The organism is Aeromonas sp. S11(2024) (assembly GCF_041402345.1).
GTDB lineage: Bacteria > Pseudomonadota > Gammaproteobacteria > Enterobacterales > Aeromonadaceae > Aeromonas > Aeromonas veronii.
The window spans coordinates 19,277-44,392 of the sequence record NZ_JBGLRC010000007.1 but is presented as its reverse complement, the minus strand read 5'-3'; the positions used below and the strand labels follow the sequence as shown (position 1 = coordinate 44,392).

Sequence of the window (25,116 nt, the reverse complement as noted above, 5' to 3'; positions counted from 1 at the left end):
TGAGCTTGCCAGCAATATCCGGCGTAAAGATCACCTGTGTACCTATTCACACTGTTTTGCCAGTTAAACCATGACGTTGCGTCGTACGGAGTGGACCTATCCACACGCAGCAATAGAAAAGGGAGGCATAACGCCTCCCTCCCGACGAGTTGTTGCAGCCCCCTTGCTCAACTGGCCAGGAACAGCCGGTAGGCGGGGTCGTCGCTCACCTCTTTCCAGCCGTAGCCAATCTCGCGCAGGTAGTCGTGGAAGGCGGCCACGTCCTCGTCCGGCAGCTCGAAGGCGCAGAGCACCCGGCCGTAGTCGGCACCGTGGTTGCGGTAATGGAACAGGCTGATGTTCCAGCGACAGCCCAAGGTCTCGAGGAAGCGCATCAGGGCACCCGGCTGCTCCGGAAACTTGAAGCTGTAGAGACGTTCACCAAGGGGCCGGGCCGGGCGGCCGCCAATCATATAGCGCACATGATTCTTGGCCAGCTCGCTCTCGGTCATGTTGACCACCGGATAGCCGTTGCCGCCGAGCTGATCGATGATCTGGCCCAGCTCTTCATCACCGCCGGTGAGGCGCACCGAGACGAACAGCGACGCTTGCTCCGCGTCCGCATAGCGATAGTTGAACTCGGTCACCATGCGGGGCCCGAGCTGACGGCAGAAGTCGAGGAAGGCCCCCTTGCGCTCGGGAATGGTCACCGCCAGCATGCCCTCGCGCTTCTCGCCGATCTCGCAGCGCTCCGACACGTAGCGCAGGCTGTGGAAGTTGACGTTGGCGCCGGACAAAATAGCCGCCATCCGCCCCCCTTTCACCTGCTCCCGCTCGCTGTAGGCCTTGAGGCCCGCCAACGACAGGGCGCCCGACGGCTCGGCAATGGCGCGGCAGTCATCGAAGATATCTTTCAGCGCGGCGCAGATCTGGTCGTTGGAGACGGTCACCACCTCGTCCAGATACTGATTGCAGAGGCGGAAGGTCTCTTCGCCGATGCGCTTGACCGCCACCCCGTCAGCAAACAGCGAAACCCGCTCCAGATTGACCGGCTCGCCAGCTGCCATGGCCGCCTTGAGGCAGGCAGACCCTTCAGCCTCCACCCCGATCACCTTCACATCAGGCAGCAGTTGTTTGATATAGACCGCCACCCCTGCGGCCAGACCGCCGCCGCCCACCGGCACGAAGACATGGGTGAGGTGAATGTCCTGATCCAGCAGCTCCTTGCCGATGGTGCCCTGCCCGGCGATCACCTCGACGTCGTCAAACGGCGGGATCAGGGTGTAACCCTCCAGCTCGGCGAGGCGGCGGCTCTCGGCATAGGCCTCGTCGAAGCTGTTGCCAAACAGCATGACGTTACCGCCCTGACGGCGCACCGCATCGATCTTGATGTCCGGCGTGGTCTTGGGCATCACGATGATCGCCTTGATGCCAAGCTTGGCGGCCGACAGGGCGACCCCCTGGGCGTGGTTGCCGGCGGAGGCGGCGATAACGCCGCGCGCCTTCTGCTCCTCGGTCAGAGTGGCGATCTTGTGGTAGGCGCCGCGCAGCTTGAAGGAGTGGACCGGTTGCAGATCCTCCCGCTTCAGGCTGACATGATTGCCGAGCCGCTCGGAGAGTTTCTTCAGGGTTTGCAAAGGGGTCACCCGCGCCGCCTCATAGACGGGGGAGAGCAACACCTTGCGTAGATAATCCGCCGCAGAGACCATGATTTATTCCCCCAGCATCGAGCGATCGCGAACCGCGCCTTTATCGGCGCTGGTGGCGAACATGGCATAGGCGCGCAGGGCAAAGGAGACCTGACGCTGACGATCGAGCGGCTTCCAGCCCCGAGCCTCTACGGCGATACGGCGGGCGGCCAGCACGCTGTCGGCCACCTCTAGCACCATGCTGCGGGCCGGGATGTTGATGCTGATGATGTCGCCATCCTCCACCAAACCTATGGTGCCGCCAGAGGCTGCTTCCGGCGAGACGTGGCCGATAGAGAGGCCCGAGGTACCGCCGGAGAAGCGACCATCGGTGATCAGGGCGCACGCCTTGCCCAATCCCATGGATTTCAGATAGGTGGTGGGGTAGAGCATCTCCTGCATGCCGGGGCCCCCTTTCGGCCCTTCGTAACGGATCACCACTACTTCGCCTGCTTTCACGGTACCGTCGAGGATGCCGCTCACCGCGCTCTCCTGACTCTCGAACACCCGTGCCGGGCCACGGAAGGTGAGGTTCTCCTCATCCACCCCGGCAGTCTTGACGATGGCGCCGTTGACCGCGAGGTTGCCGGAAAGCACTGCAAGGCCGCCCTCCTGGCTGTAAGCGTTGTCCAGCGAGCGGATGCAGCCTTCGGCGCGGTCCAGATCCAGCTCTGGCCAGCGACAATCCTGACTGAACGCCTTGGTGGTGCGGATGCCGGCCGGACCAGCTCGGTAGAAGTCCACCACCTCCTGACTCGGCTGGCGGCTGACGTCATATTCATCAAGCTGCTCGACGAGAGAGCAACCCAGCACGGTGCGGGTATCGCCGTGTACCAGACCCGCTTTTTCCAGCTGGCCCAGAATGGCGACCACGCCGCCGGCGCGGTGCACATCTTCCATATGGTACTTCTGGGTGGAGGGTGCCACCTTGCACAGTTGCGGCACCTTGCGCGACATGCGGTCGATATCGGCCATGGTGAAGTCGACCCCGGCCTCCTGCGCCGCCGCCAACAGGTGCAGCACGGTATTGGTGGAGCCGCCCATGGCGATATCGAGGGCCATGGCGTTCTCGAACGCCACCTTGGTGGCGATATTGCGCGGCAGGGCGCTCTCGTCATCCTGTTCATACCAGCGCTTGGCCAAAGTCACGATGCGCTGACCCGCCAGCTTGAACAGCTGCTCGCGATCGGCGTGGGTTGCCAGCATGGAGCCGTTGCCCGGCTGGGAGAGGCCGAGCGCCTCGGTCAGACAGTTCATGGAGTTGGCGGTAAACATGCCGGAGCAGGAGCCACAGGTGGGGCAGGCACTGCGCTCCACCTGTTCGCTCTGGGAATCCGACACCTTGGGGTCGGCGCCCTGAATCATGGCGTCCACCAGATCCAGCTTGATGATCTGGTCGGAGAGCTTGGTCTTGCCCGCTTCCATCGGGCCGCCGGAGACGAAGATCACCGGAATGTTGATGCGCAGGGCCGCCATCAGCATCCCCGGGGTGATCTTGTCGCAGTTGGAGATGCAGACCATGGCGTCGGCGCAGTGGGCGTTGACCATGTACTCCACCGAGTCGGCGATCAGCTCCCGCGACGGCAGGGAGTAGAGCATGCCGCCATGGCCCATGGCGATGCCGTCATCCACGGCGATGGTGTTGAACTCTTTGGCAACGCCGCCGGCAGCTTCAATCTCGCGCGCCACCAGCTGACCCAGATCCTTGAGGTGGACGTGGCCCGGCACGAACTGGGTGAAGGAGTTGACCACGGCGATGATGGGTTTGCCGAAATCCTGATCGGTCATTCCGGTGGCGCGCCACAGGGCGCGGGCCCCGGCCATGTTACGTCCGTGGGTGGTGGTGGCGGATCTCAACTTCGGCATTGTCTCTACTCCCTGAATGCCCATATGGGCTCGATGCGTTATGCAGTGATGATACGAGTGGATCGCAATCGATCCTGGTGAAGACTCCTCTGGGAAGCGCTCACCGGAAGCGACTCGGGGAGGCATGACGCCTCCCCTCTCTCATCAGTCGTTGACGGGCGTCAGCCAGCCCCACTTGTCCTCGGTCTGGCCGTTAAACAGGCCGAAGAAGGCGTTTTGCAGCTGCTCTGTCACCGGGCCACGGCTGCCAGCGCCCACCTTCATCCGATCGACGGAGCGCACCGGGGTCACTTCCGCCGCCGTGCCGGTCATGAAGATTTCGTCTGCGACGTACAGCGCCTCACGGGGCAGTGCCTGCTCGCGCACCTCGTAACCGAGATCGCGGGCCAGCGTCATGATGGTGTCACGGGTGATACCGGGCAGGATGGCGGCGGTAGCAGGCGGGGTGAACAGTACGCCGTTCTTCACCAGGAACAGGTTCTCCCCCGCCCCTTCGCTCAGGTAGCCGTTCACATCCAGCGCCAGCCCCTCGGCGAAGCCGTTGCGCTTGGCCTCGCGGCTGATCAGCTGGGAGGACAAATAGTTGCCGCCCGCCTTGGCACCGGTGGGAATGGTGTTGGGGGCGAGCCGGTTCCAGGAGGTGACGCAGACATCCACCCCGTTTTTCAGTCCCTCTTCCCCCAGATAGGCGCCCCACGGCAGAGCGGCGACCATCAGGTCAGCCTTGGCATCCAGCGGTGGATGCAGCCCCAGCCCCACATTGCCGACAAAGGCCAGCGGGCGCAGATAGCCGCTCTTCAGGCCGTTCTCGCGCACCACGGTGCGGCAGGCTTCATTAACTTCAGACTCGCTGTATGGGACGTCCATCCAGTAGATTTTGGCGGAGTCGAACAGGCGGCGGGTGTGCTCCTGCAGACGGAAGATGCAGGTACCCTTGGGGGTATCGTAGGCACGCACACCCTCAAACACCGAGGAGCCGTAGTGCAGGGCGTGGCTCATCACGTGCACCTGGGCATCCTGCCAGGGCACCAGTTTGCCGTTGAACCAGATGTATTGGGGGTGAGTGGCGGATTGGGAAGGCTGTGACATTGGCTTGGCTCCTTAAGCTCTGATCCGGGGTTGCTGTTCCAGTGCATCGACCCGGGAGACGTCCACCAGCTTCACCAGCTGGCTCCACAACTGCTGGATGGGACGCACCGACTCGACAGTAACCGTGATCCGCAGCTGTTGGCAATCCTGCTCCATATTCAAGGCGCATAGATTGAAGCCGCGGTGACGCACCACCCGCAGCACCCGCTCCATCACTTCCGGTCTGGGCTGGGCGTGGATATGCAGGGTGTGCTGTGCAAATGCTGGTTGTGCAAGGGTGTGCGGGTTCATGGGCGTTGCTCCATCATCTGGTGGTTGGCGACTCCCGGCGGAACCAGGGGCCAGACGTTTTCTTCCTCTGAAATAGCCACATGCAGCAGATAGGCACTCTCGCTTGCCAGCAGGCGATCGAGGGCGCCGGCTATCTGCTCCTTGCATGTGATGGTCTCGCCGGGGATGCCGAAAGCAGCAGCCAGGGCGACGAAGTCGGGGTTGTCGGAGAGGATGGTCTCGCTGTAGCGGCCGTCGAAGAACAGCTCCTGCCACTGGCGCACCATGCCGAGGCGCTGGTTATCCAGCAGCACCATCTTCACCTTGAGCTGGGCCCGGCGGATGGTGCCGAGCTCCTGCACGTTCATCATGAAGGAGCCATCACCGCTCACCAGCACCACTTCATCCTCCGGGCGCGACATCTTGGCGCCGATGGCGGCGGGCAAACCAAACCCCATGGTGCCGAGACCGGCGCTGGAGAGGTGGTTGCGCGGGCTGGTGAAGCGCATGTGCTGGGCCACCCACATCTGGTGCTGCCCCACGTCGCAGGCGACCACGCTGCTCTCCGGCAGCTGGGCAGAGAGCTGCTTGAGCAGGGCCGGAGCATAGATAGCCTGACCCGGGTGGTCGTAGCGAAATGCATATTCGCGGGCCATGGCGGCGCAGTGTTCACGCCAGGGGGCGATGTCGAGAGTCATGGCGAGGCGCGGCAGCACCTGTTTGAGATCCGCGGTGATCCCCACCTCGGCGGCACGGCGCTTGCCGAACTCGGCGGCATCCACATCGAGATGGATCACCTTCGCCTCGGGGGCGAACTCCTCCAGCTTGCCGGTTACCCTGTCGTCGAAACGGGCACCCACCACCAGCAGCAGATCGCACTGCTGCACCGCATAGTTGGCCGCCTTGGTACCGTGCATGCCGAGCATGCCGAGGTAAACGGCGCTGTCGGGGTCGAGCGCGCCAATCCCCTTGAGGGTGGTGACCGCTGGCATGCCGGTTGCGGCAGCAAAGTCGCGCAACTGCTGCTCGGCATTGGCCATGCCCACTCCGCCACCGACGTAGAGCACCGGGCGCTCGGCGGCAGCCAGCAGGGTGCGGGCCGCGGCCAGATCCGAGGGGTTGAGCACCTCCGGCTCTTCCACTGCAAACAGCGGGCTCTGGGCAGGCACCGCGGCCAGTTGCACATCCTTGGGGAGATCGATCAGCACAGGGCCGGGGCGACCTTCGGTGGCGATAGCGAAAGCCTCTGCCAACACCCGCCCCAGATCGGCGGCATCGGTCACCATGAAGGAGTGCTTGGTACAGGAGAGGGACATGCCGAGCACGTCGACCTCCTGAAACGCATCGGTGCCGATGGCTGAACAGGGCACCTGACCGCTGATGGCCACCAGCGGCACCGAATCGAGCAGCGCCTCCGCCAGACCGGTTACCAGATTGGTAGCACCGGGGCCGGAAGTAGCGATGCAGACCCCCACCTGACCGGAAGCGCGGGCATAACCGACCGCGGCCATGGCGGCACCCTGCTCGTGGCGGCAGAGCTGATGGGCCAGACCACCGTCATACAGAGCATCGTAGACCGGCATGATGGCCCCGCCCGGGTAACCAAACACCTGGGTCACACCCTGTTTCTTGAGAGCCTGTACCAAAAACTGCGCGCCGTTCATGTGGAAAATCCTGTCCTTTGGTCGAAAAAAAACCCCCGAGCTGTGAGGCTCGGGGGTCGCTTGTTTCGTTCTGTCCGGTGGTGGGTCTATCCCTTGTTCCGTGCAGCTAAACGAGCCCCGAGCGGTGAGATAATAATCACCACTAGGACCACAATAATGCTGACGAAACGGGAGGCCATGTTCATAGTTACAACCGGAAATCCTGTGAAATTGGGGCGGTTTCTACCGCGAATGGCTATTAGAACTAGCACGGTGATTTTTATTGGGCAAGCCTTTTTTTCTGTGACAACCCACTGATTTTGGCTATTCCCCAGCCGGAACTCTGGAATAAAAAACCAACAACAAGCAGTTAGTCAGAACATATATCAACTCAAGGACGGGATTTATGTCATTAGCTGTGGTTTATAGCCGTGCCAGCCTCGGGATCGCGGCCCCGCAAGTTACAGTGGAAGTTCACCTCTCCAACGGCCTGCCCGCCTTCAACATGGTCGGCCTGCCAGAAACCTCGGTGAAGGAGTCGCGAGATCGGGTCCGCAGCGCCCTGCTCAACGGTAATTTCGAGTTCCCGAGCAAACACATCACAGTCAATCTGGCCCCCGCCGACCTACCCAAGGAGGGGGGCCGTTTCGATCTGGCCATCGCCATCGGCATTCTCGCTGCTTCCAAGCAGATACCGGCAAAATACCTGCTCGATCATGAATTTTTGGGCGAATTGGCCCTGACCGGCGAGATCCGCCCCGTGCTCGGGGTGCTGCCCGCCGTGCTCGCCTGCCGGGATGCGGGGCGCACCCTGCTGGTACCGCGAGAGAACGGCCCCGAAGCCTCTCTCATTCAGGATGCCGAGGTGCGCACCGCCCACCAGTTGCTGGCCGTTACCGCCTGGCTGGCCGGTCAGTACGAACTGCCGCTGCCGGATCAACAAAGCTCGGAGAGCCTGCCCGATGTGCCGGACCTGCAGGATGTTATCGGCCAGTCTCAGGCCAAGCGGGCGCTGGAGATCGCCGCCGCCGGCAGCCACAACCTGCTGTTCATCGGCCCGCCCGGCACCGGCAAGAGCATGCTGGCGAGCCGATTGCCCGGCATTCTGCCGCCGCTCAGCGAGCAGGAGGCGCAGCAGACCGCCGCCATCCACTCCATCGGCGGCCTCACCCCGCGCGCCGGTCACTGGCACCACAGACCCTATCGCACGCCCCACCACAGTGCCTCGGCGGTGGCGCTGGTGGGCGGTGGCAGCCACCCGCGGCCCGGCGAAATTTCGCTGGCCCACAACGGGGTGCTATTTCTCGACGAGCTGCCAGAATTTGAGCGCAAGGTGCTCGACTCCCTGCGCGAGCCACTGGAGACGGGGCACATCACCATCAGCCGGGCCGCCCGTCAGGTCGATTTTCCCGCTCGCTTCCAGCTGGTGGGCGCCATGAATCCCAGCCCCTGCGGCCACTATGGCGACGGCCAGACCCGCTCCAGCCCGGATCAGATCCTGCGCTACCTCGGCAAACTCTCTGGCCCCTTTCTCGACCGCTTCGACCTGACGGTGGAGGTGCCGCTGCTGCCCAAGGGGAGCCTCACCGGCAAGGCGGAGCGAGGGGAGTCGAGCCAACAGATCCGCGCTCGGGTGCTGGCGGCACGGGAGCGCATGCTGAGCCGTAACGGCAAGCTCAACAACCTGCTGGATAGCCGTGAGATAGAGGATATTTGCCGCTTATCGGTGCAAGATGCCGAATTTTTGGAGAACGCCATCCAGAAGCTGGGGCTCAGCATCCGGGCCTGGCATCGCATCCTGCGGGTGTCACGCACCATCGCCGATCTGGCCGGGCAACCCGCCATCGGCAAGGAGCATCTTATCGAGGCGCTCGGTTATCGCGCCATGGACAGGCTGCTGTCGCGACTGCGCAGCAGCTGACAGAAGGGAAAGGGTGAGTCCAACCCCGTAAAGGCTCTGAATGGTCTCGCAGGCAATCGGCTGATATTATGGCCACAGATCTGACCACTTGATGGCCCTTTATCGACAGCAAGACGGACCCGACTCATGCCCAACAAGCTGACAGAGCGACTGCGCGGCAGCCTCTCCACCCTGCTCTATTTTTTCAACACCCTCTTCTGGTTTGTCCCCATCTTCTCGCTGGGTCTGCTCAAGCTCCTGCTCCCCCTCAAGGGGTGGCGTACCCTCTGCAACTGGCTGCTCGATGGCTGTGCCAGCTGCTGGATCGGTTTCAACAATCTGATCCAGAAAACCATCATCAAAACCCCTTTCGAGGTGGTCGGAGTGGACAAAGGGCGCCGGAATGAGTGGTATATGGTGATTGCCAACCATCAATCCTGGGTCGACATACTGGTACTGCAGCGGGTTTTTAACCAAAAAATCCCCTTCCTGAAGTTTTTCCTCAAGAAAGAGCTGATTTGGGTACCTTTTCTCGGTCTGGCATGGTGGGCGCTCGACTTCCCCTTCATGCGGCGATATTCCAGGAAATTTCTGGAAAAGCATCCCCATCTGAAGGGAAAAGATATAGAAACAACCCGTAAGGCCTGTGCCAGGTTCCGCCACATTCCAGTGAGTGTGATGAACTTCGTCGAAGGCACCCGCTTCACCGGCAGCAAGCATCAGAAGCAGGGCTCGCCCTATCGTCATCTGCTGCTCCCGAAAGCGGGGGGCATCGCCTTTACCCTGGCCGCCATGGGTGATCAGTTGCATCAACTGGTGGATGTCACCATCGCCTATCCGGACGGCATCCCCAGCTACTGGGACTTCATGTGTGGCCGGGTCGGGCAAATCAAGGTTCAGGTCCGCTATTTGCCGATCGACCGCAAGCTGGTGGGGGATTACTTCAATGACCCCGAGTTCCAACAAGAGTTTCAACAGTGGTTGAACGGGATCTGGCACGAAAAGGACCAGACCCTGAGCCAACTGCTGGCAACCAAGGCGCAGTAAACACTCATGCTATCCCTGCTTCCCGGCCCGCTGGTACTTATCATCAGCGCGGGCCTGACCATCCTTTTCACCGCCTTGTGCGCCAGTCTGATCCTGCTGGTGTCGCTGGCCAAACTGCTGCTGCCGATCCCGGCCTTTGGTCGCGCCTGCAGCCGGCTCAACAACCGCTTCATGCACCTGTGGCTGGCCTGCAATGCGCTGGTGATCCACCTCACCACCCGTATTGACTGGCAGGTGGAGGACAATACCAAGCTGCGCAAGGATGGCTGGTATCTCATCATCAGCAACCATATGAGCTGGACCGATATCGTGGTGCTCGGCCACCTGTTCCGCGACCGGCTGCCGGTGCCCAAGTTCTTTATGAAGCACGAGCTCATCTACATCCCGCTGCTGGGGCTCGCCTGCTGGGGGCTCGATATGCCCTTTATGCGTCGCTACTCACGGGAGTTTTTGCTGAAGAACCCGCACCTGCGCGGCAAGGATATCGAGACCACCCGCAATGCCTGCGAGAAGTTTCGCCATATCCCCACTACCGTCATCAATTTCGTGGAAGGGACCCGCTTCACCGAGCAGAAACGGGATGCTGCCCGCTCCCGCTATCGCCACCTGATGCCACCCAAGGCGGCAGGACTGGCCTTCACGCTGGCAGCCATGGGCGAGCAGTTTGATAGCCTGATCAACGTCACCATCCGCTATCCGGACAACGCCGAGACCCCGTTCAAGGACTTCCTGATGGGACGGGTAAAACGCATTCAGGTGCGGATTGAGGAGCTGCCGGTGAGTGAACAGCTGATAGGGGATTACTTCAACGACAAGCAGTTCAAGCGCGGTTTTCAGGAGTGGCTAAACCAGCGCTGGCAGGAGAAGGACGAGGTGCTGGAGGGGTGGCAAAGCGGTCAGGCGCCGCTGCCGGTTGCCGCCAAATCCGGGGAGGAATCCAAAGAGAGTACCGAGGCCAACTCAACCAACTGATCCTCGGAGAACACCGTAATCCCGTGGCGACGCAGCAGGGCAGTGGTCTTGCCCTCGCCAGCCACAGAAACACCTTCAAAACGGCCGTTATAGATACGGCCGCTACCACATGAGGGGCTCCCCTCTTTCAGCAAGGCGAAGCGAATACCCTGCGCCTGACAGAGCGCGAGGGCCAGCTCGGCGCCTCGATCAAACTCGGCAGTCACATCCAGTCCGCTCGCCGTCACTACACGCTCGCCCTGCCGCTCGGCAGGAGGACGCGGGGTCGGCAGACCGCCCGCCACTTCGGGGCAGAAGGCCAACGCCCGCCCCTCGGCACCCAGCTCACTCAGCCAGTCGCTGACGATCCCCTTGCTCTGACCGTCGTAACGCACCGGCTGACCCAGCAAGCAGGCACTCACCAGCACCTTGTGCACGCTGGTATCACTCATGCTTCCGCTCCATGCATCACTTGATCGAACATCACGCAGCAGGGGCTCTCCAATCGGTAGAGAATGGCGGGGCGCTGTTTGCCGGTGCGCTTGCGGCCGGTATCCACCAGAATGTCGGCACGATGGATCCGCTTGCGAAATGCCGCCGTATTCATGGGTGTTTGCAGGATGATTTCGAAGGCGCGCTGCACCTCTGAGAGGGTGAACTCGGGCCCCAGCAGTTGCAGCGGCAGGGTGCTGTAGCGGCTCTTGATCCGCAACCGCTCCAACCCCTTGGCGATGAGCTGGACATGGTCGAAGGCGAGGCTCAGCCCCGGCAGGTTGGCGAGCGGATGCCAGCAACCGTGGATCGCTTCCACTTCCGGATCCACCAGGCAGAGATAGACCAGGGTCGTGGACCAGCCGCGGGGATCCCGCTCCAGATTGCCGAGGGTGCAGACCTGCTCGCTGTAGCAGTGACCGAGCCCCCACTCCGCCAGCAGACGGCGCTGGGCGGCATCCAGATCCCGATCCCGGGTCTCATCGATGCGCAGCGCAGGCAGTTGCCAGCAGTGGGCAAAGGGGGGGCGATCGCGGGTCTCGAGCAGCAGTTCGAGCCGCTCCTCATGCAACCGCAGCACCACCATATCCAGACTCATTCTCAGCATGCCGATCGCCCTGCTCGCCTTCCATTAATGTTTGGTAGATAATATCACACGAATAGTATGTGCAGGAGCCAATCATGGGAACCGTCGCCAGCCTGGATATTGATGCGCAGAAGGGCTTTACCCCCCTCTGCCCGAACGAACTGCCCGTCGCGGGCGGTGATGATATTGTGGCTGCGCTAAACGCTCAGGCCACCCTCGCCACGCTGCGGATCGGCAGCAAGGACTCTCACCCCGCCAATGCCGACTGGGCCGTTTCTGACCCCGCCGGCATGCTGCTGCCGCTGGATCTGCCCAACGCCGACCTCACCTGGCCGGTGCACTGCGTACCGGGCAGCAAGGGCTTCGAGCTGCTCGACGGCCTGCCCGCTCCCATCGACTATGACTTCTTCGTCTGGAAGGGGGTCGAACCGGATCTCCATCCCTACGGCACCTGCTTCCACGACCTGGCCGAACGGCGCAGCACCGGACTCATCGAATTCCTGCAAGCCCGCAAGGTCGATACCGTGCTGGTCGGCGGCCTCGCCACCGACTACTGTGTCAAAACCAGCGTGCTGCAACTGCGCCGCGCCGGTTTCCGGGTAATCGTCCATCTCGATGCCTGCCGTGGCATCGCCCCCGCGACGGTTGCCAGCGCCCACACCCAGATGATCGAGGCAGGGGCCGAACTGGCCCAGAGCCTGATCGATGTACAACGCCTGCTGGACGCCTGATATGCCACCGATTCTTACCAGCCTGCTCGACACCGATGCCTGCACGTTACATATGCGGCAGGGGAGCTCCATCGTGCTCACCAGTCTGCGAGGAGCCTGATATGCCCCCAATCCTCACCAGCCTGCTCGACACCGACGCCTACAAGCTGCATATGCAGCAGGCGGTGTTCCATCGCTATCCGGATGCCGAGGTGGTGGCCGAGTTTCACAGCCGCAATGAAGAGGATCTGCTGCCCATGATGGGGCAGATCGAGGAGCAACTGCGCCTCGCCGGTTCCCTGCGACTGACCAAGCCAGAGCTCGATTTTCTGGCCGAGCGTCCCTTCTTCACCCCTGACTACCTCGACCACCTGCGCCGCAAGCCGCTCGACGCCTCCCTGCTCAAGGTGTTCGAGCAGGATGGCCGCATCAATGTGCGGGTCGAGGGCCCCTGGCAGGATGTGATCCTGTGGGAGATCCCGGTGCTCGCCATCATCAGCGAGATGCGCAACCGCTTCCGCTATCCCCAGTTCGGCGTCAGCCATGCGCTGGAGCGGCTCGATCAGAAGATCGACAAGCTGGAGCGGGAGCTGAGCCCGGAGGAAATGAGCGAGTTCAACCTCATCGACTTCGGCACCCGCCGCCGCTTCTCTCACGCGGTACAGGATGCGGTAGTGGGTCGCCTCAAGGAGCGGCTGCCGGCGTTTCGCGGCACCAGCAACTACATGCTGGCCCAGAAGTACAAGCTGCCCGCGGTCGGCACCCAGGCCCATGAGTGGTTCCAGGCGCACCAGCAGCTCGGCTTCCCGCTGGAGCACAGCCAGCGCGCTGCCCTCACCAGCTGGCTGGACGAGTTCACCGACCATCTCGGCATCGCCCTGACCGACTGCATTACCATGGATGCCTTCCTGCGGGACTTCGACTTCGAGCTGGCCAGCAGCTATCAGGGCTTGCGCCACGACTCCGGCGATCCCGTGGTGTGGGGCGAGAAGGCGATCAGCCACTATCAGCGGCTCGGCATCGATCCTACCGACAAGACCCTGGTCTTCTCCGACGGGCTCAACCTCGACAAGGCGGTGCAGCTGTTCCGCCACTTCCGTGGCCGCATCAACACCAGTTTCGGTATCGGCACCAAGCTCACCTGCGATCTGCCCGGTGTCAGCCCGATGAACATCGTCTTCAAGCTGATCGAGTGCAATGGCGGCCCGGTCGCCAAGATCTCCGACAGCCCGGGCAAGACCCTCTGCCGGGATGCAGAGTTTATCCGCAACCTCAAGCAGGCGTTCCACGTCGGGGTCTGATCTTCCCGACAACCAGAAAACAAAAAGCCCGCCGGTTCGCACCGGCGGGCTTTTTTATCGACTCAAGGGGTATCAGTCTTTCTTGGCCAGCAGGAATTGCACCAGCTTGTTGAACTGCTCTTGAGAGGTGATGGATTCAATCTTCACCATGTACTTGCCGTTCACCAGGAAAGCCGGTACACCGCGAATGTTGTAGCTCTCGGTGTTGCGATCGAACTGGGAGACCATGCCGGAGACGGCGAAGCTGTCGACGGCACCGTCGAACTCTTCAGCCGGTACGCCGTTGTCCACGAAGATCTTCTTCACATCGTCACGGCTCATCGGCGGCTGACGCTGGGTGTGGATCTTGGTGAAGATGGCCGGAGTCAGCTTGGCTTCGGCATTGAGCAGGCTGGCAACGGCATAGGCACGCTGCATCTCGGGGCCCATCTCGCGACCGAGGAAAGCAACCGGGTTCTTCTTGAGGGGAACACCCTCTGGCAACCCGGCCTTCAACTGTTCAACGATCGGTTCGAAGGTAGCGCAGTGCGGACAGTAGTAGGAGAAGAACTCCATCACTTCCGGCTGGGCACTGCCAGTCTGTTTGACCACATCGTAGTTGACGCCTTCCTTGAACTCGGGGGCGGCGTGAACCATGGGGATCATCAGCATGGCAGCAAGGAAAAATAGAACTTTTTTCATGATGTTTCCTGTTAAGGGATCACTGTGAGGCACGCCCGGCGAACCGAAGCAGTGCCAAGCCTATTGTTTCGCCATGCTGACGTCAATGGTCAGGGCCGGAGATCGAGTCCCGCTTGCCGCGCAAGATCCCTTCTATTTCACCAGTTTGGCATCAGGCTCAACGGTGGCGCCTTGAGTGCCTCCAGCTGATCGTGCAGTGTCGCTATCTGTTGACGCCAGTAGTGATCGGTATTGAACCAGGGGAAGTGACGGGGGAAGGCGGGATCTTCCCAGCGCCGCGCCAGCCACGCCATGTAGTGAACGATGCGCATCGCCCGCAGCGGCTCGATCAGCGCCAGCTCCCGCGAGTCGAACTCCATAAACTCCTCGTAGCCCGCCAGCAGGGTGTCGAGCTGGATCTGCTGCTCGTGGCGCTCGCCGCTCAGCATCATCCAGAGATCCTGAATCGCGGGGCCGGTACGGCAATCATCGAGGTCGACAAACATGGGGCCATCGCGCCAGAGGATGTTGCCCGGATGGCAGTCACCATGCAGGGAGATCTGCGCCACATCCAGGGTCATGGCGTCGCTGACATGCTTGATCAGCTCGTCCAGCACCCCGAAGAATTGCTTCGCCAGCCCGCTTGGCAGCCATTCGCCAGACGCCAGCAGCTGACGCGGTTCGTGCAGCATGCTCTCCACATCGAGCCGCACCCGATGATGAAACGGCTTGCTGGCGCCGATCTGATGAATGCGACCGAGGAAACGCCCCACCCACTCCAGTTGATCGAGATTATCCACTTCGAACTGGCGGCCACCGACGCTCTGCCAGATGGCAAAGGGGTAGCCCTCGTGCTCCAGCAGGGTCTCGCCCGCGAAGGCGAGCGGCGCGGCGACCGGGATCTCTGCCTCCGCGAGACGGGTGGCAAACTCGTGCTCCTCGAGGATCTGGGCCCGGCTCCAGCGGCCGGGACGGTAGAACTTCACCACATAGCGGCGACGATCCTCATCCTGAAACTGGTAGACCCGGTTTTCGTAGCTGTTGAGCTCGATAAGGCCGGAGTCGAGCCGCAGGCCACTGAGATCGAGCGCATCCATGATGAGGTCGGGATTGAGGTCGGAATAGTTGAAACGCATGTCATCCACTATAAGAAAGGGGCGCCGTTGCGCCCCATTCTATCACTACTGCCCGCCATTGCCGTGCTCGCTGGTGACCGGACTGGTGTCACGCCCGGCCCGCAGCCACACGCAGTTACAACCGGCTGATAAACTTGCTGCCCTGGCGCAGGTTGCCCTTGCTGTCATCGGGCGCAGCCCCCTCCCGTTTCAGCACAAACTGGATATCCAGCGCCGGCCGTTTCAGGTTGTAGGGATCGACCGCCAGGCTGACCGGCAGGGTGTAGATCTCGCCCGCCTTCAGGGTCACTTCACGGGGGCCGAACCACTGATACTCGGGCAAGCCCTCCACATCCAGCTGGTAGGTCTGGGACTGCAGGGTCTTGTTGAGGATCTTGAGGGTGTAGGTGTTCTCAATCAGCCCCTCGCTGTTTTCGCGGAACAGCTGGTTGCGATCCCGCAGGATATCGAGCCCCATCGGCATGATGGACATGGCGTTGTAGACAAATACCCCCAGCATCACCGCCATCACCAGCCCGTAACCGATCAACTTGGGCCGCGCCACATGGGTGGAGTCGTTGGCCAGCTTGTGCTCGGTGGTGTAACTGATGAGCCCTTTCGGGTAGCCCATCCGCTCCATGGTCTGGTCGCAGGCATCGACGCAGGCGCCGCAGTTGATGCATTCGTACTGCAGGCCGTCGCGGATATCGATACCGGTCGGGCAGACCTGCACGCAGAGATCGCAGTCGATACAGTCGCCCAGCCCCATCGCCTTGGGATCTGCCTTGCGGGAGCGGGCGCCACGGGTCTCGCCACGCTTGGTGTCATAGCCGACGATGAAGGTGTCCTTGTCGAACATGGCGGACTGGAAGCGGGCATAGGGGCACATGTGGATACACATGATGGCACGCATCCAGCCCGCGTTGCCGTAGGTGATGATGGTGAAGAAGATCACCCAGAACAGCACCCATCCACTGGCCTGCAGAGTGAAGAGGTCCGGCACCAGTTCAGTTACATCCTGGAAGTAGGCGACGAAGGTCAGGCCGGTTACCAGCGAGATCGCCAGCCAGGCCAGATGTTTGGCTCCCTTGCGGGCCAGCTTCTCACCGCTCCAGGGCGCCTCGTCCAGCTTGCGCCGCTTGTTGGCGGGCCCTTCCAGCTTCTCTTCAAACCAGATGAACATGAAGGTCCAGACCGTCTGCGGGCAGAGATAGCCACACCAGACCCGACCGAGGAAGGTGGTAATAAAGAAGAGTCCGAAGGCGGCGATCATGAAGAGCCAGGCGAGCAGGGTCAGATCCTGCGGCCAGATGGTGGCGCCAAAGATATGGAACTGCTGGTGACCGAGGTCGAACAGCACCGCCTGTCGCCCGTCGTAACGCAGCCAGGGCAGCAGCACGAACAGCGCCACAAAGAACCAGCCCATGGCCTTGCGCATCCGCTGCCAATACCCTTTCTGGGCCCGCACATAGATGCGGTTGCCCGGGTTGAATCTGTCGTCGCTGGCTTTGAACGTATTGGGGTTGAAGGTCCCGGTTACGCCCTTGTCGGTGACATCCTTGATATCGATTTTATCGTAGTCGGCCATTGCAAGACATCGCTCCCTTATTTGTTATGGAGCGGATTATATCTTAAACAGCATGCTAATTGTGTGGATTAGATGTATCTAATATTGGGGTTGGATCGCAATTTTCGGCAACAAAAAAGCGCATCACCCCGAGGTGATGCGCTTCCGCTAAAGATTCACTTGATTCCGCGTGCCTTGAGCAGTGCCTCTTTGAAATCGGGCACATGATCCTTGGCCAGACCGGGGATCATCGCCTGCTTGTCGGATTCCCGCATTTTGAGGTGATAGATCAGCATGTCGTCGGTCAGCTCGGACAGAGGTCCTTCAAATCCCGCTTCTTGGGCCAGTTTGGCAACAAACTGCACCAGGCTGAGATCCTGTTCCTTGATCCAGGCAGGCTGCAACAACTCCAGCAGCTCTTCGATACGATGACATTGCATAGACAACCTCTTTAATCTGTCACGTTAAATTCAGGCAACCTTACCCATCAAGGCTACTTCGATTCGATCCCGCCCATTATGCTTGGCCTGATAGAGTGCCGCATCCGCTTTTTGGATCAAATCGGCGATTTTCATGCTGTTGTCCGGTATCAGTGTCGCAACACCAAAACTACATGTGACCCGACCGGAGACCAGCGATTTCTGGTGCGGGATGGCCAGCTCCTTGAGCGCCTGCCGCACATTGTCCGCCACCTGCAATGCCCCCTGCATGCCGGTGCAGGGCAGCAGCAAGGCGAACTCTTCGCCCCCGTAACGGGCCGCCAGATCGTCCTCGCGCCGCTCCACCTCGGCCAGCAGCCCCGCCACCTGTTGCAAACAGTCATCCCCCAGCTGATGGCCGTAAAGATCGTTGAACTGCTTGAAGTAATCCACATCCACCAGCACCAGCGACAGCGGCGCCCGGGCGCGATGGCAGCGACGCCAGGCCCGCTCCAGAGAGTCGTCGAGATGGGCGCGGTTGGCGATGCCGGTCAGGCCGTCGAGGCGGGAGGTGAGACGCAAATGCTCGGAGACCGCCTTCAGTTCGGCAACCAGCTCGGCGTTGGAGAAACGGTGGTGGAGCGAGGCGATCTGATCCCGCCGCATCCGGCGCAGCAGGGTCGGCAGAAAGACAAACAGATAGCCCGCCAGCATGCAGGATACGATCCGCTCCTGCTCGTTGCCATTACCCAGCTCGAACAGCATCGCCATACCCAGCGGCAGGGCGGAACCATAGAGGGTACGGCGGCTGCCAAACAGCATGATGGCGCTGCCGGTCAGAATGAGGCTGGAGAGCATCATCATGGCGGCCCGGTAGGTATCGGGCAGCTTGTCCATGTAGAGCAGCACCCCGAGGGCCCAGATGATGGAGGTGATGGTGGCTCCGATAAAGAGCTCCCGCTCCAGCACCGGCAACGGCGTCTGGTGCAGGCGGGCTCGGCGCCAGCGCAGGTGCCAACCCCGACCCAGCAGCCACAGGAAAGTGCCTGCCAGCCAACCGAGCGCTTCGATGGCGGGTAGATAGTCGTGAAACAGCAGACTCCAGCCAAATGCCAACACGCCCAAACAGGGGAGACTGAACGATGCATGGGTATAGAGCTGGGCCATGATGGCCTGCTTAACCTGGCGTGTCACACTCTGGGTCAACTGAGTACTCCTGTACAAGAGCCGAGCAGTCTACCATTACCCCCTGACCCGCAACAATAAAGCGCCGCTTATTAAGAAGTTAATCAATCAATAACGATTTCTTCTGCGCTGGCAGGTGAGTCCTTGCTCACCCCTTCTCCAATTCGTCGAGGATCGGGCACTCGGGATTTTCATCCCCGTGGCAGCAGCAAACCAACCCTTCCAGGGAGGTAAGCATGGCCTGCAAACCGGCAATGCGGGCGCGCAGATCGACGATCTTCTCCTGCGCCAGCTTCTTCACCTGGGCGCTGGTTCTGTGTTCGTCCCGATAGAGCGCCAGCAGCTCCTGACACTCCTCCAGATTGAAGCCGGTCTCCCGCGCCCGTTTGACGAAACGCAGCTCACGCAGCGCCCCCTCGGTGTAACTGCGATAACCGTTGTCACTGCGTACCGGGGCTGTGATGAGGCCAATGCTCTCGTAATAACGGATGGTCTTGGCGGTCAGCCCCGTGGCCTTGGCAACCTTGCTGATGTTCATTTATGCCTCCTTACTGATCGGGTTGGATGCTGGCCCGTGCGCCGCCCTGGGCTGCCAGCGTTTCAATAACAGGGAATTGCTCAATACTGTGATGCTGCTCAGGGCCATGGCCGCCCCCGCTAACTCGGGGCTCAGGTAGCCCAGCGCCGCCAGCGGAATGCCGATGATGTTGAATACGAAGGCCCAGAACAGATTCTGCTGTATGGTGCGCCAGGTGGCCGCCGAGATATCGATGGCATCGGCCACCAGCCGCGGGTCGGATCGCATCAGGGTGATGGCGGCGGTCTCCATCGCCACGTCGGAGCCGGAGCCCATGGCGATGCCGACGTCCGCCGCCGCCAGCGCCGGGGCGTCGTTCACCCCGTCCCCCACCATGGCCACCAGCCCGCGGGTTTGCGCCCGCAGCGCCTCCACTTTCTCCACCTTGCCCGCTGGCAGCACGGAGTCGAAGGCCCCGTCCAGTCCCAGCTTGGCTGCAATATGGGCCACCGGCGCCGGTGCATCGCCACTCACCAGCCAGCTGGCGATGCCGCGCTGGCGCAGGGTGGCGATGGCTTCCGGGCTCTCGGGGCGCAGGGTATCGGCCAAAGCAGCGATACCAACCACAGCACCGTCGATGGCCACCCAGACCCGGGTCGCGCCATCGGCGGCTTGTTCATCCTGTTGCGGCATTTCAATCTCGAGCTGGGCCAGCAGGGAGCCATTGCCGATAGCGACCCTATGGCCCGCCACCTGACCGACAATACCAGCACCGACCCGCACCTCTACCTCATCAGGCTGAGGCAGTATCGCCTCCTTGCCGACTGCCTCGCGCATCGCCAGCGCCAGCGGGTGTTCACTCGCCTGCTGCAGGGCGGCGGCGAGGCGCAGCTGCTCGTCGTTGCCGCTCCAGCTGGCCAGCACCGGCTTGCCCTGAGTGAGCGTGCCGGTCTTGTCGAAGATAAGCGCCTTGATGGCGTGGGCCTTCTGCAGGGTATCTACATCCTTGATCAGAATGCCGTGGCGCGCCGCGACTCCGGTACCGGTGACGATGGCCGCCGGGGTCGCCAGCCCCAGCGCACAGGGGCAGGCGATCACCAATACCGCCACCGCTGCCAGCAGCGCCTGACCGAAGTCGTTGCTGATGGCGTACCACACCAGCAGGGTGAACAGGGCGATGGCCATCACCACCGGTACGAACACGGCGGAGACCTTGTCCACCAGCTGTTGCAGCGGCGCCTTGCCCATCTGGGCGCTCTCCACCAGCGCGATGATCTTGCTGAGGCTGGAGTCCTCCCCCACGGTCGTGGCTTCGATCTCCAGTACGCCGGAGCGGTTGATGGCGCCGCCCAGCACCTTGTCGCCCGTACTGCGCGGCACCGGCAGACTCTCGCCGGTGAGGATCGACTCATCCAGCTCGCTGGCGCCGCTCACGATTTTGCCGTCCACCGGCACCCGCTCACCCACCAGCACCCGCAGCCGATCGCCGCGCAGCACCTCATCGATGGCGACGCTCTGCCAGCTCTCGCCACGCCAGACGGTGGCGGTTTCCGGCCGCAGCGCCATCAGTTCGCGAATAGCGGACTGGGTGCTGCGTCTGGCTCTCGCCTCCAGCAGTTTTCCCAACGAAATCAGGGTAATGATGATGGCGCTCGCCTCGAAATAGAGCTTGCCGCTGGCGGCCATCCCCAGCGTCAGCAGCAGATAGAGGCTGTAGAAGTAGGCGGCGCTGGTACCGGTTGCCACCAGCACATCCATATTGGCTGCGCGGTTCTTGATGGCAAGCCAGGCGCCGCGATAGAAACGGGCCCCGATCCAGAACTGCACCGGGGTGGCGAGCAGCAGCTCGAGCCAAGCGGGCAGATGCCAGGGGAACAGTCCAGCCATGGCCAGCATCCCCACCAGCAGCGGCAAGGTGAGCAAAGCCGAGATGATGACCCGGGTCTGCGCCTGACGGGCTGTGGCGGCCTCCTGCGCTTCCCGCTCCAGCAACTGCTGGCGGCGGCCGCTGGCCGACCCCTGTGCCAGTTGGGCGCCAAAGCCAAGCGCCTCGATCTGCTCGCGCAAAGCGGCTGGCGTCTGCATCCCGGGCACCAGCACGATGCGGGCCTGTTCGATAGAGAAATTGACCTCGGCGGAGATCACGCCGGGCAGCGCCGCCAGCATCTTGTTCAGGCGGGCCGAGCAACCGGCACAAGTCATGCCGGTAATTTGGAACAAAAAGGTCTCGCTGCCGTAGTCGTAACCCTGACTCTTGATGCTGTCGAGCACCGCAGGCAGGCGATCGGGGCTGGCCAGCTCGATGGCCGCCTGCTCCAGCGCGAAGTTGACGGTGGCCGATACCCCGTCGAGTTTGTTGAGGGCGGTCGCGATGCGGCCTGCGCAGTTGGCGCAGCTCATGCTGCTCAGCGGCAACTGCAGATGAATGGGTGATTGAAGATGAGTGGTCATGTTGTTCCTCCCCGGAACCCGTCGACACCACAAAACGCCGACTGGCAAACCCTAACCTTTACTGTAAGGGCAAGCTCAAGCCACATGATCCACTTTTTGCAGATGAAAAAACGGCGCCCGTTTGCTGCCAGAGAACAAACGGGCGCCGCATTCAGCTATTGCGCGGTATGAGCGGAACTCAGATACCGTACTGGGCGCGGTAAGCCTTCATGGCCGCCAGTTGCGCTGCCAGCTCCGGCTGTTCGGCCTGCTTCTCTTCCAGATACTGGATCAAGTCGCTCATCTGGATGATGGCGATGATGTGGGCACCGTAGTCACGCTCCACTTCCTGAATGGCGGAGAGCTCGCCCTTGCCCTTCTCCTGACGGTCCAGCGCGATCAGCACGCCCGCCAGCGAGGCGCCGTTGGCCTGGATCAGATCCATGGACTCGCGGATGGCAGTGCCGGCGGTGATGACGTCGTCCACCAGCATGACGCGCCCCTTGAGCGGGCTGCCCACCAGATTGCCGCCCTCGCCGTGATCCTTGGCCTCCTTGCGGTTGAAGCACCAGGGCACATCCACATCGTGCTGCTCCACCAGCTGCACTGCAGTGGCGGAGGCGATGGGGATCCCCTTGTAGGCCGGGCCAAACAGCACATCGAACTCGATGCCGGCATCCATCAGGGCGGCGGCATAGAAGCGGCCGAGACGGGCCAGATCGCGGCCGCTGTTGAACAGACCGGCGTTGAAGAAGTAGGGGCTTTTACGACCGGATTTCAGGGTAAATTCACCGAATTTGAGGACCTGTTTCTCCAGGGCGAACTCGATAAATTGACGCTGGTAGGCTTTCATTCTGGCTCCTTGCTTGGCTTGTCGTTGTCTTGTGTGGGGGTATAAAAAAACGCGGTCAATGCCGCGTTTTTAAAATCAGGAGAGCGACTGCTTCTGCAGCGCAATGATGTCGGCGATGCCGCCCTTGGCGAGCGCCAGCATCTCCAGCAGCTCTTCATGGGTAAAGGGCTCGGCCTCCGCGGTGCCCTGCACCTCGATGATGCGACCATCTTCGGTCATCACCACGTTCATGTCGGTCTCGGCAGCGGAGTCTTCGATATACTCCAGATCGCAGATGGCTTCGCCCTGATACATGCCGACGGAGACGGCGGCGATCATCTGCTTGAGCGGGCTCTGCTTGATCATGCCCTTCTCGACCATCCAGTTCAGCGCATCCACCAGCGCCACGCAGGCACCGGTAATGGAAGCGGTGCGGGTGCCGCCATCGGCTTGCAGCACGTCACAGTCAACTGTGATGGAGTGCTCGCCCAGCGCAGTCAGGTCTACCGCCGCGCGCAGGGAGCGGGCGATCAAACGGGAGATCTCCAGAGTACGGCCACTCTGCTTGCCGGAGGCCGCTTCGCGGTTCATCCGGGAGTGGGTGGAGCGCGGCAGCATGCCGTATTCGGCAGTCACCCAGCCCTGATTCTTCCCTTTCAGGAAGCGCGGCACGCTGGTGTCGACGCTGGCGGTGCAGAGCACGCGGGTGTTGCCGAATTCCACCAGCACGGACCCTTCAGCATGCTTGGTGAAGTGGCGGGTAATGGTGACCGGACGAAGCTGCGCGGCAGTGCGATCGCTTGGACGTGACATGGGACGGACCTCTGGGCTGGCTGAATTGGCGCAGGAGTATAAGCCATCGCGGCCCAAATATCAGCCGCTAAAACCAACACTTCGGCTGACGCACCGGCCCCCGCTGGGTATAATCCCGCCACACTTCATCAAGCCCGGAACAATCAATGATTCACAGCATGACCGCCTACGCCCGCAAGGAACTCAAGGGCGACTGGGGCACAGCCGTTTGGGAAATTCGTTCGGTCAACCAGCGTTATCTGGAGACCTACATTCGCCTGCCGGAGCAACTGCGCAGCCTGGAGCCGGTTCTGCGTGAGCGTTTCCGCGCCAAGCTGCAGCGCGGCAAGGTGGAGTGCAACCTGCGCTTCGAGGCCGCCCAGGCCGCAGCCAGCCAGCTCCACATCAATGAAGAGCTGGCCAAGCTGATTATCGACAGCGCCAGCTGGGTAATGAAAGAGGCGGGCCAGGGCCAGCTCAACCCGGTCGATGTACTGCGCTGGCCGGGCGTCATGGCTGCCGCCGAGCAGGACATGGACGCGGTCGCCACCGAGCTGATGGCCGGTTTCGACCTGACCATGGAAGATTTCCTCGCCTCCCGCGCCAGCGAAGGGGCCAACCTCAAGGCGCTGATCGAACAGCGTCTGGCCGGCATTCAGGTGGAAGTGAAGAAGGTGCGCGTCCACCTGCCACAGATCATCGAGTGGCAGCGCCAGAAGCTCACCGACCGGCTGGCCGAAGCCAAGGTTGAGCTGGATCCGGCCCGCATCGAGCAGGAGATCGTGCTGCTGGCCCAGAAGATCGACGTAGCCGAAGAGCTGGATCGTCTGGAGATGCACATCAGCGAAACCAACAAGATCATGAAGAAGGGTGGCGCCTGCGGTCGTCGTCTCGACTTTATGATGCAGGAGTTCAACCGCGAATCGAACACGCTTGGATCCAAGTCCATCAACGCCGAAGTGACCCAGTCCGCCGTCGAGCTGAAGGTCCTTATCGAGCAGATGCGCGAGCAGATCCAGAACATCGAGTGATGAGTCGCTGACTATCCGGTTGTTGCCTGCAAAAGAGCCCTTGATTCCTCAAGGGCTCTTTTATTTTCCGGCCATCGCGTTTGTCGCCCGCCGCTAGTGAGTCAACGGCTGGGGAACACCCTAGCCTATGGGCATCACCAGCGCCGGTTGGTGCGGGTCGCTCAGCCGTTCGGCCAGATAGTCCACCAGCATCCGCACCTTGGGGGAGAGGTGGCGGTTGTGGGGATAGAGGGCCCAGATCCCCTCCGCCGGCGCTCGCAGTTCCGGCAGCAGCTCGATCAGCTCGCCTCGGGCCAGATGGTCGCTCACGTAGTAGTCCGGCAGCTGGATGATGCCGATCCCCTTGAGCGCCGCATCCAGCAGGGCATGGCCGCTGTTGCACTGCAACAGGCCGCGCACCCGCACGCTGTGGGGGCGGCCATCCAGGGTGAAGTGCCACTCGTCGCTGTTGCCCACCAGGCAGGTGTGGCGGGTCAGCTCGGAGAGGCTGTTGGGCATGCCGTGGCGGGCGGTGTAGGCCGGTGAGGCGCAGACATAGGGCACCCGCTGCGCCAGCTTGCGCGCCACCAGCGTCGAATCCTTGAGATGACCTAGCCGCAGCGCCAGATCGTAGCCCTCGTGCACCAGATCCAGCAGCTGGTTGGTGAGGTTGAGGGTCACCTCCAGCTGGGGGAAGCGCACCATAAAGTCATTCACCAGCGGGGCGATGCGGCTCTCGCCGTAGGAGACGGGGGCCGTAATGCGCAGGGTGCCCTGCGGCACCGCCTGATGGCGCCCCACCGCCAGCTCCGCCTCGTAGAGGTTGTCCAGCAGCTGACGGCAGTGGCGATAGTAGATCTCGCCAAGCTCGGTGAGCCGTACCTGACGGGTGGTACGCAGCAGCAGCTTGGCCTGCAGCCGATCCTCCAGCTGTGCCACCTGACGGCTGACCTGCGCAACCGACACCCCCAGCTTGCGCGCCGCCGGGGTAAAGCCCCCCTGTTCCGCCACGCTGACAAATTCACAGATCCCTTCCCAGCCGAACATTATTACCTGTGTGTAAAAGT

Annotated in this window: 23 protein-coding genes; 6 read left to right on the top strand and 17 right to left on the bottom strand. The window is 61.9% G+C overall.

Features of this window, described 5'->3' with window-relative positions; genetic code table 11:
• Positions 1 to 167: 167 nt before the first annotated feature.
• The 5 genes from ilvA to ilvG all read right to left on the bottom strand — a co-directional run bounded on the left by ilvA (position 168) and on the right by ilvG (position 6,556).
• Positions 168 to 1,688, bottom strand: coding sequence for a threonine ammonia-lyase, biosynthetic (gene ilvA / locus ACB040_RS08260; RefSeq protein ID WP_368158776.1), 1,521 nt, complete (start codon positions 1,686 to 1,688; stop codon positions 168 to 170).
• A gap of 3 nt (positions 1,689 to 1,691) precedes the next feature.
• Positions 1,692 to 3,533 (bottom strand): dihydroxy-acid dehydratase, encoded by a 1,842-nt coding sequence (ilvD, locus tag ACB040_RS08255; RefSeq protein WP_371154319.1) that lies wholly within the window; start codon positions 3,531 to 3,533, stop codon positions 1,692 to 1,694.
• Between the two features lie 144 nt (positions 3,534 to 3,677).
• On the bottom strand, positions 3,678 to 4,622 hold the full coding sequence (locus tag ACB040_RS08250; protein ID WP_005342010.1) for a branched-chain amino acid transaminase: 945 nt from the start codon (positions 4,620 to 4,622) through the stop codon (positions 3,678 to 3,680).
• A 12-nt stretch (positions 4,623 to 4,634) separates the two neighbouring features.
• Entirely contained in the window at positions 4,635 to 4,913 is a 279-nt protein-coding gene (gene ilvM, locus ACB040_RS08245) for an acetolactate synthase 2 small subunit (protein WP_005342011.1), read from the bottom strand.
• Positions 4,910 to 6,556, bottom strand: coding sequence for an acetolactate synthase 2 catalytic subunit (ilvG, locus tag ACB040_RS08240; protein WP_338773018.1), 1,647 nt, complete (start codon positions 6,554 to 6,556; stop codon positions 4,910 to 4,912). Before ilvG ends, ilvM begins: the two co-directional genes overlap by 4 nt.
• 385 nt (positions 6,557 to 6,941) lie before the next feature.
• On the opposite strand from ilvG, the gene ACB040_RS08235 reads away from it, so the two are divergent.
• The 3 genes from ACB040_RS08235 (at position 6,942) to ACB040_RS08225 (ending at position 10,454) form a co-directional block, all read left to right on the top strand.
• Positions 6,942 to 8,456: a YifB family Mg chelatase-like AAA ATPase gene (locus ACB040_RS08235; protein ID WP_338773021.1), complete on the top strand. Its 1,515-nt coding sequence runs from the start codon at positions 6,942 to 6,944 to the stop codon at positions 8,454 to 8,456.
• A 126-nt stretch (positions 8,457 to 8,582) separates the two neighbouring features.
• Positions 8,583 to 9,482 carry an acyltransferase gene (locus ACB040_RS08230; RefSeq protein ID WP_043823224.1) on the top strand — a complete coding sequence of 300 codons (900 nt, stop codon included), beginning with the start codon at positions 8,583 to 8,585 and terminating at the stop codon, positions 9,480 to 9,482.
• Positions 9,483 to 9,488: 6 nt separating this feature from the next.
• Positions 9,489 to 10,454 (top strand): acyltransferase, encoded by a 966-nt coding sequence (locus ACB040_RS08225; protein WP_371154315.1) that lies wholly within the window; start codon positions 9,489 to 9,491, stop codon positions 10,452 to 10,454.
• Here ACB040_RS08225 and ACB040_RS08220 read toward each other — a convergent pair.
• Positions 10,379 to 10,885: a DUF523 domain-containing protein gene (locus tag ACB040_RS08220; protein ID WP_371154313.1), complete on the bottom strand. Its 507-nt coding sequence runs from the start codon at positions 10,883 to 10,885 to the stop codon at positions 10,379 to 10,381. The two genes, ACB040_RS08225 and ACB040_RS08220, sit on opposite strands and share 76 nt — an antisense overlap.
• Complete coding sequence (locus ACB040_RS08215; RefSeq protein ID WP_005339607.1) at positions 10,882 to 11,532, bottom strand: DNA mismatch repair protein MutT; 651 nt, start codon at positions 11,530 to 11,532, stop codon at positions 10,882 to 10,884. Before ACB040_RS08215 ends, ACB040_RS08220 begins: the two co-directional genes overlap by 4 nt.
• 74 nt (positions 11,533 to 11,606) lie before the next feature.
• Between ACB040_RS08215 and ACB040_RS08210 the strand changes: the two genes are divergently transcribed.
• Together ACB040_RS08210 and pncB are read left to right on the top strand one after the other, a co-directional pair.
• The gene (locus ACB040_RS08210) at positions 11,607 to 12,242 is read left to right on the top strand and encodes a nicotinamidase (protein WP_338773029.1); all 636 of its coding nucleotides are present in this window, start codon (positions 11,607 to 11,609) and stop codon (positions 12,240 to 12,242) included.
• Positions 12,243 to 12,343: 101 nt separating this feature from the next.
• Positions 12,344 to 13,522 carry a nicotinate phosphoribosyltransferase gene (gene pncB / locus ACB040_RS08205; RefSeq protein WP_139742469.1) on the top strand — a complete coding sequence of 393 codons (1,179 nt, stop codon included), beginning with the start codon at positions 12,344 to 12,346 and terminating at the stop codon, positions 13,520 to 13,522.
• Between the two features lie 72 nt (positions 13,523 to 13,594).
• Here pncB and ACB040_RS08200 read toward each other — a convergent pair whose 3' ends face one another.
• The 9 genes from ACB040_RS08200 to rph form a co-directional block, all read right to left on the bottom strand.
• The gene (locus ACB040_RS08200; RefSeq protein WP_005339604.1) at positions 13,595 to 14,203 is read right to left on the bottom strand and encodes a thiol:disulfide interchange protein DsbA/DsbL; all 609 of its coding nucleotides are present in this window, start codon (positions 14,201 to 14,203) and stop codon (positions 13,595 to 13,597) included.
• 137 nt (positions 14,204 to 14,340) lie between these two features.
• On the bottom strand, positions 14,341 to 15,330 hold the full coding sequence (locus ACB040_RS08195; RefSeq protein ID WP_040095068.1) for a serine/threonine protein kinase: 990 nt from the start codon (positions 15,328 to 15,330) through the stop codon (positions 14,341 to 14,343).
• A gap of 103 nt (positions 15,331 to 15,433) precedes the next feature.
• Positions 15,434 to 16,885, bottom strand: coding sequence for a cytochrome c oxidase accessory protein CcoG (gene ccoG, locus ACB040_RS08190; protein WP_202005144.1), 1,452 nt, complete (start codon positions 16,883 to 16,885; stop codon positions 15,434 to 15,436).
• Positions 16,886 to 17,040: 155 nt separating this feature from the next.
• On the bottom strand, positions 17,041 to 17,304 hold the full coding sequence (locus ACB040_RS08185; RefSeq protein WP_005339598.1) for a YihD family protein: 264 nt from the start codon (positions 17,302 to 17,304) through the stop codon (positions 17,041 to 17,043).
• 30 nt (positions 17,305 to 17,334) lie between these two features.
• Positions 17,335 to 18,489 (bottom strand): GGDEF domain-containing protein, encoded by a 1,155-nt coding sequence (locus ACB040_RS08180; protein ID WP_005339596.1) that lies wholly within the window; start codon positions 18,487 to 18,489, stop codon positions 17,335 to 17,337.
• A gap of 127 nt (positions 18,490 to 18,616) precedes the next feature.
• Positions 18,617 to 19,006, bottom strand: coding sequence for a Cu(I)-responsive transcriptional regulator (gene cueR / locus ACB040_RS08175; RefSeq protein WP_005356117.1), 390 nt, complete (start codon positions 19,004 to 19,006; stop codon positions 18,617 to 18,619).
• Positions 19,007 to 21,436 (bottom strand): heavy metal translocating P-type ATPase, encoded by a 2,430-nt coding sequence (locus ACB040_RS08170; RefSeq protein WP_338773040.1) that lies wholly within the window; start codon positions 21,434 to 21,436, stop codon positions 19,007 to 19,009.
• 178 nt (positions 21,437 to 21,614) lie between these two features.
• Positions 21,615 to 22,268 (bottom strand): orotate phosphoribosyltransferase, encoded by a 654-nt coding sequence (gene pyrE, locus ACB040_RS08165; RefSeq protein ID WP_139460235.1) that lies wholly within the window; start codon positions 22,266 to 22,268, stop codon positions 21,615 to 21,617.
• 75 nt (positions 22,269 to 22,343) lie between these two features.
• On the bottom strand, positions 22,344 to 23,060 hold the full coding sequence (rph, locus tag ACB040_RS08160; RefSeq protein WP_026080315.1) for a ribonuclease PH: 717 nt from the start codon (positions 23,058 to 23,060) through the stop codon (positions 22,344 to 22,346).
• A gap of 146 nt (positions 23,061 to 23,206) precedes the next feature.
• Between rph and ACB040_RS08155 the strand changes: the two genes are divergently transcribed.
• Complete coding sequence (locus tag ACB040_RS08155) at positions 23,207 to 24,070, top strand: YicC/YloC family endoribonuclease (RefSeq protein WP_219271358.1); 864 nt, start codon at positions 23,207 to 23,209, stop codon at positions 24,068 to 24,070.
• A 120-nt stretch (positions 24,071 to 24,190) separates the two neighbouring features.
• Here the strand turns inward: ACB040_RS08155 and ACB040_RS08150 are convergent, their stop codons facing one another.
• On the bottom strand, positions 24,191 to 25,096 hold the full coding sequence (locus ACB040_RS08150; RefSeq protein ID WP_338773047.1) for a LysR substrate-binding domain-containing protein: 906 nt from the start codon (positions 25,094 to 25,096) through the stop codon (positions 24,191 to 24,193).
• Between the last annotated feature and the right edge of the window lie 20 nt (positions 25,097 to 25,116).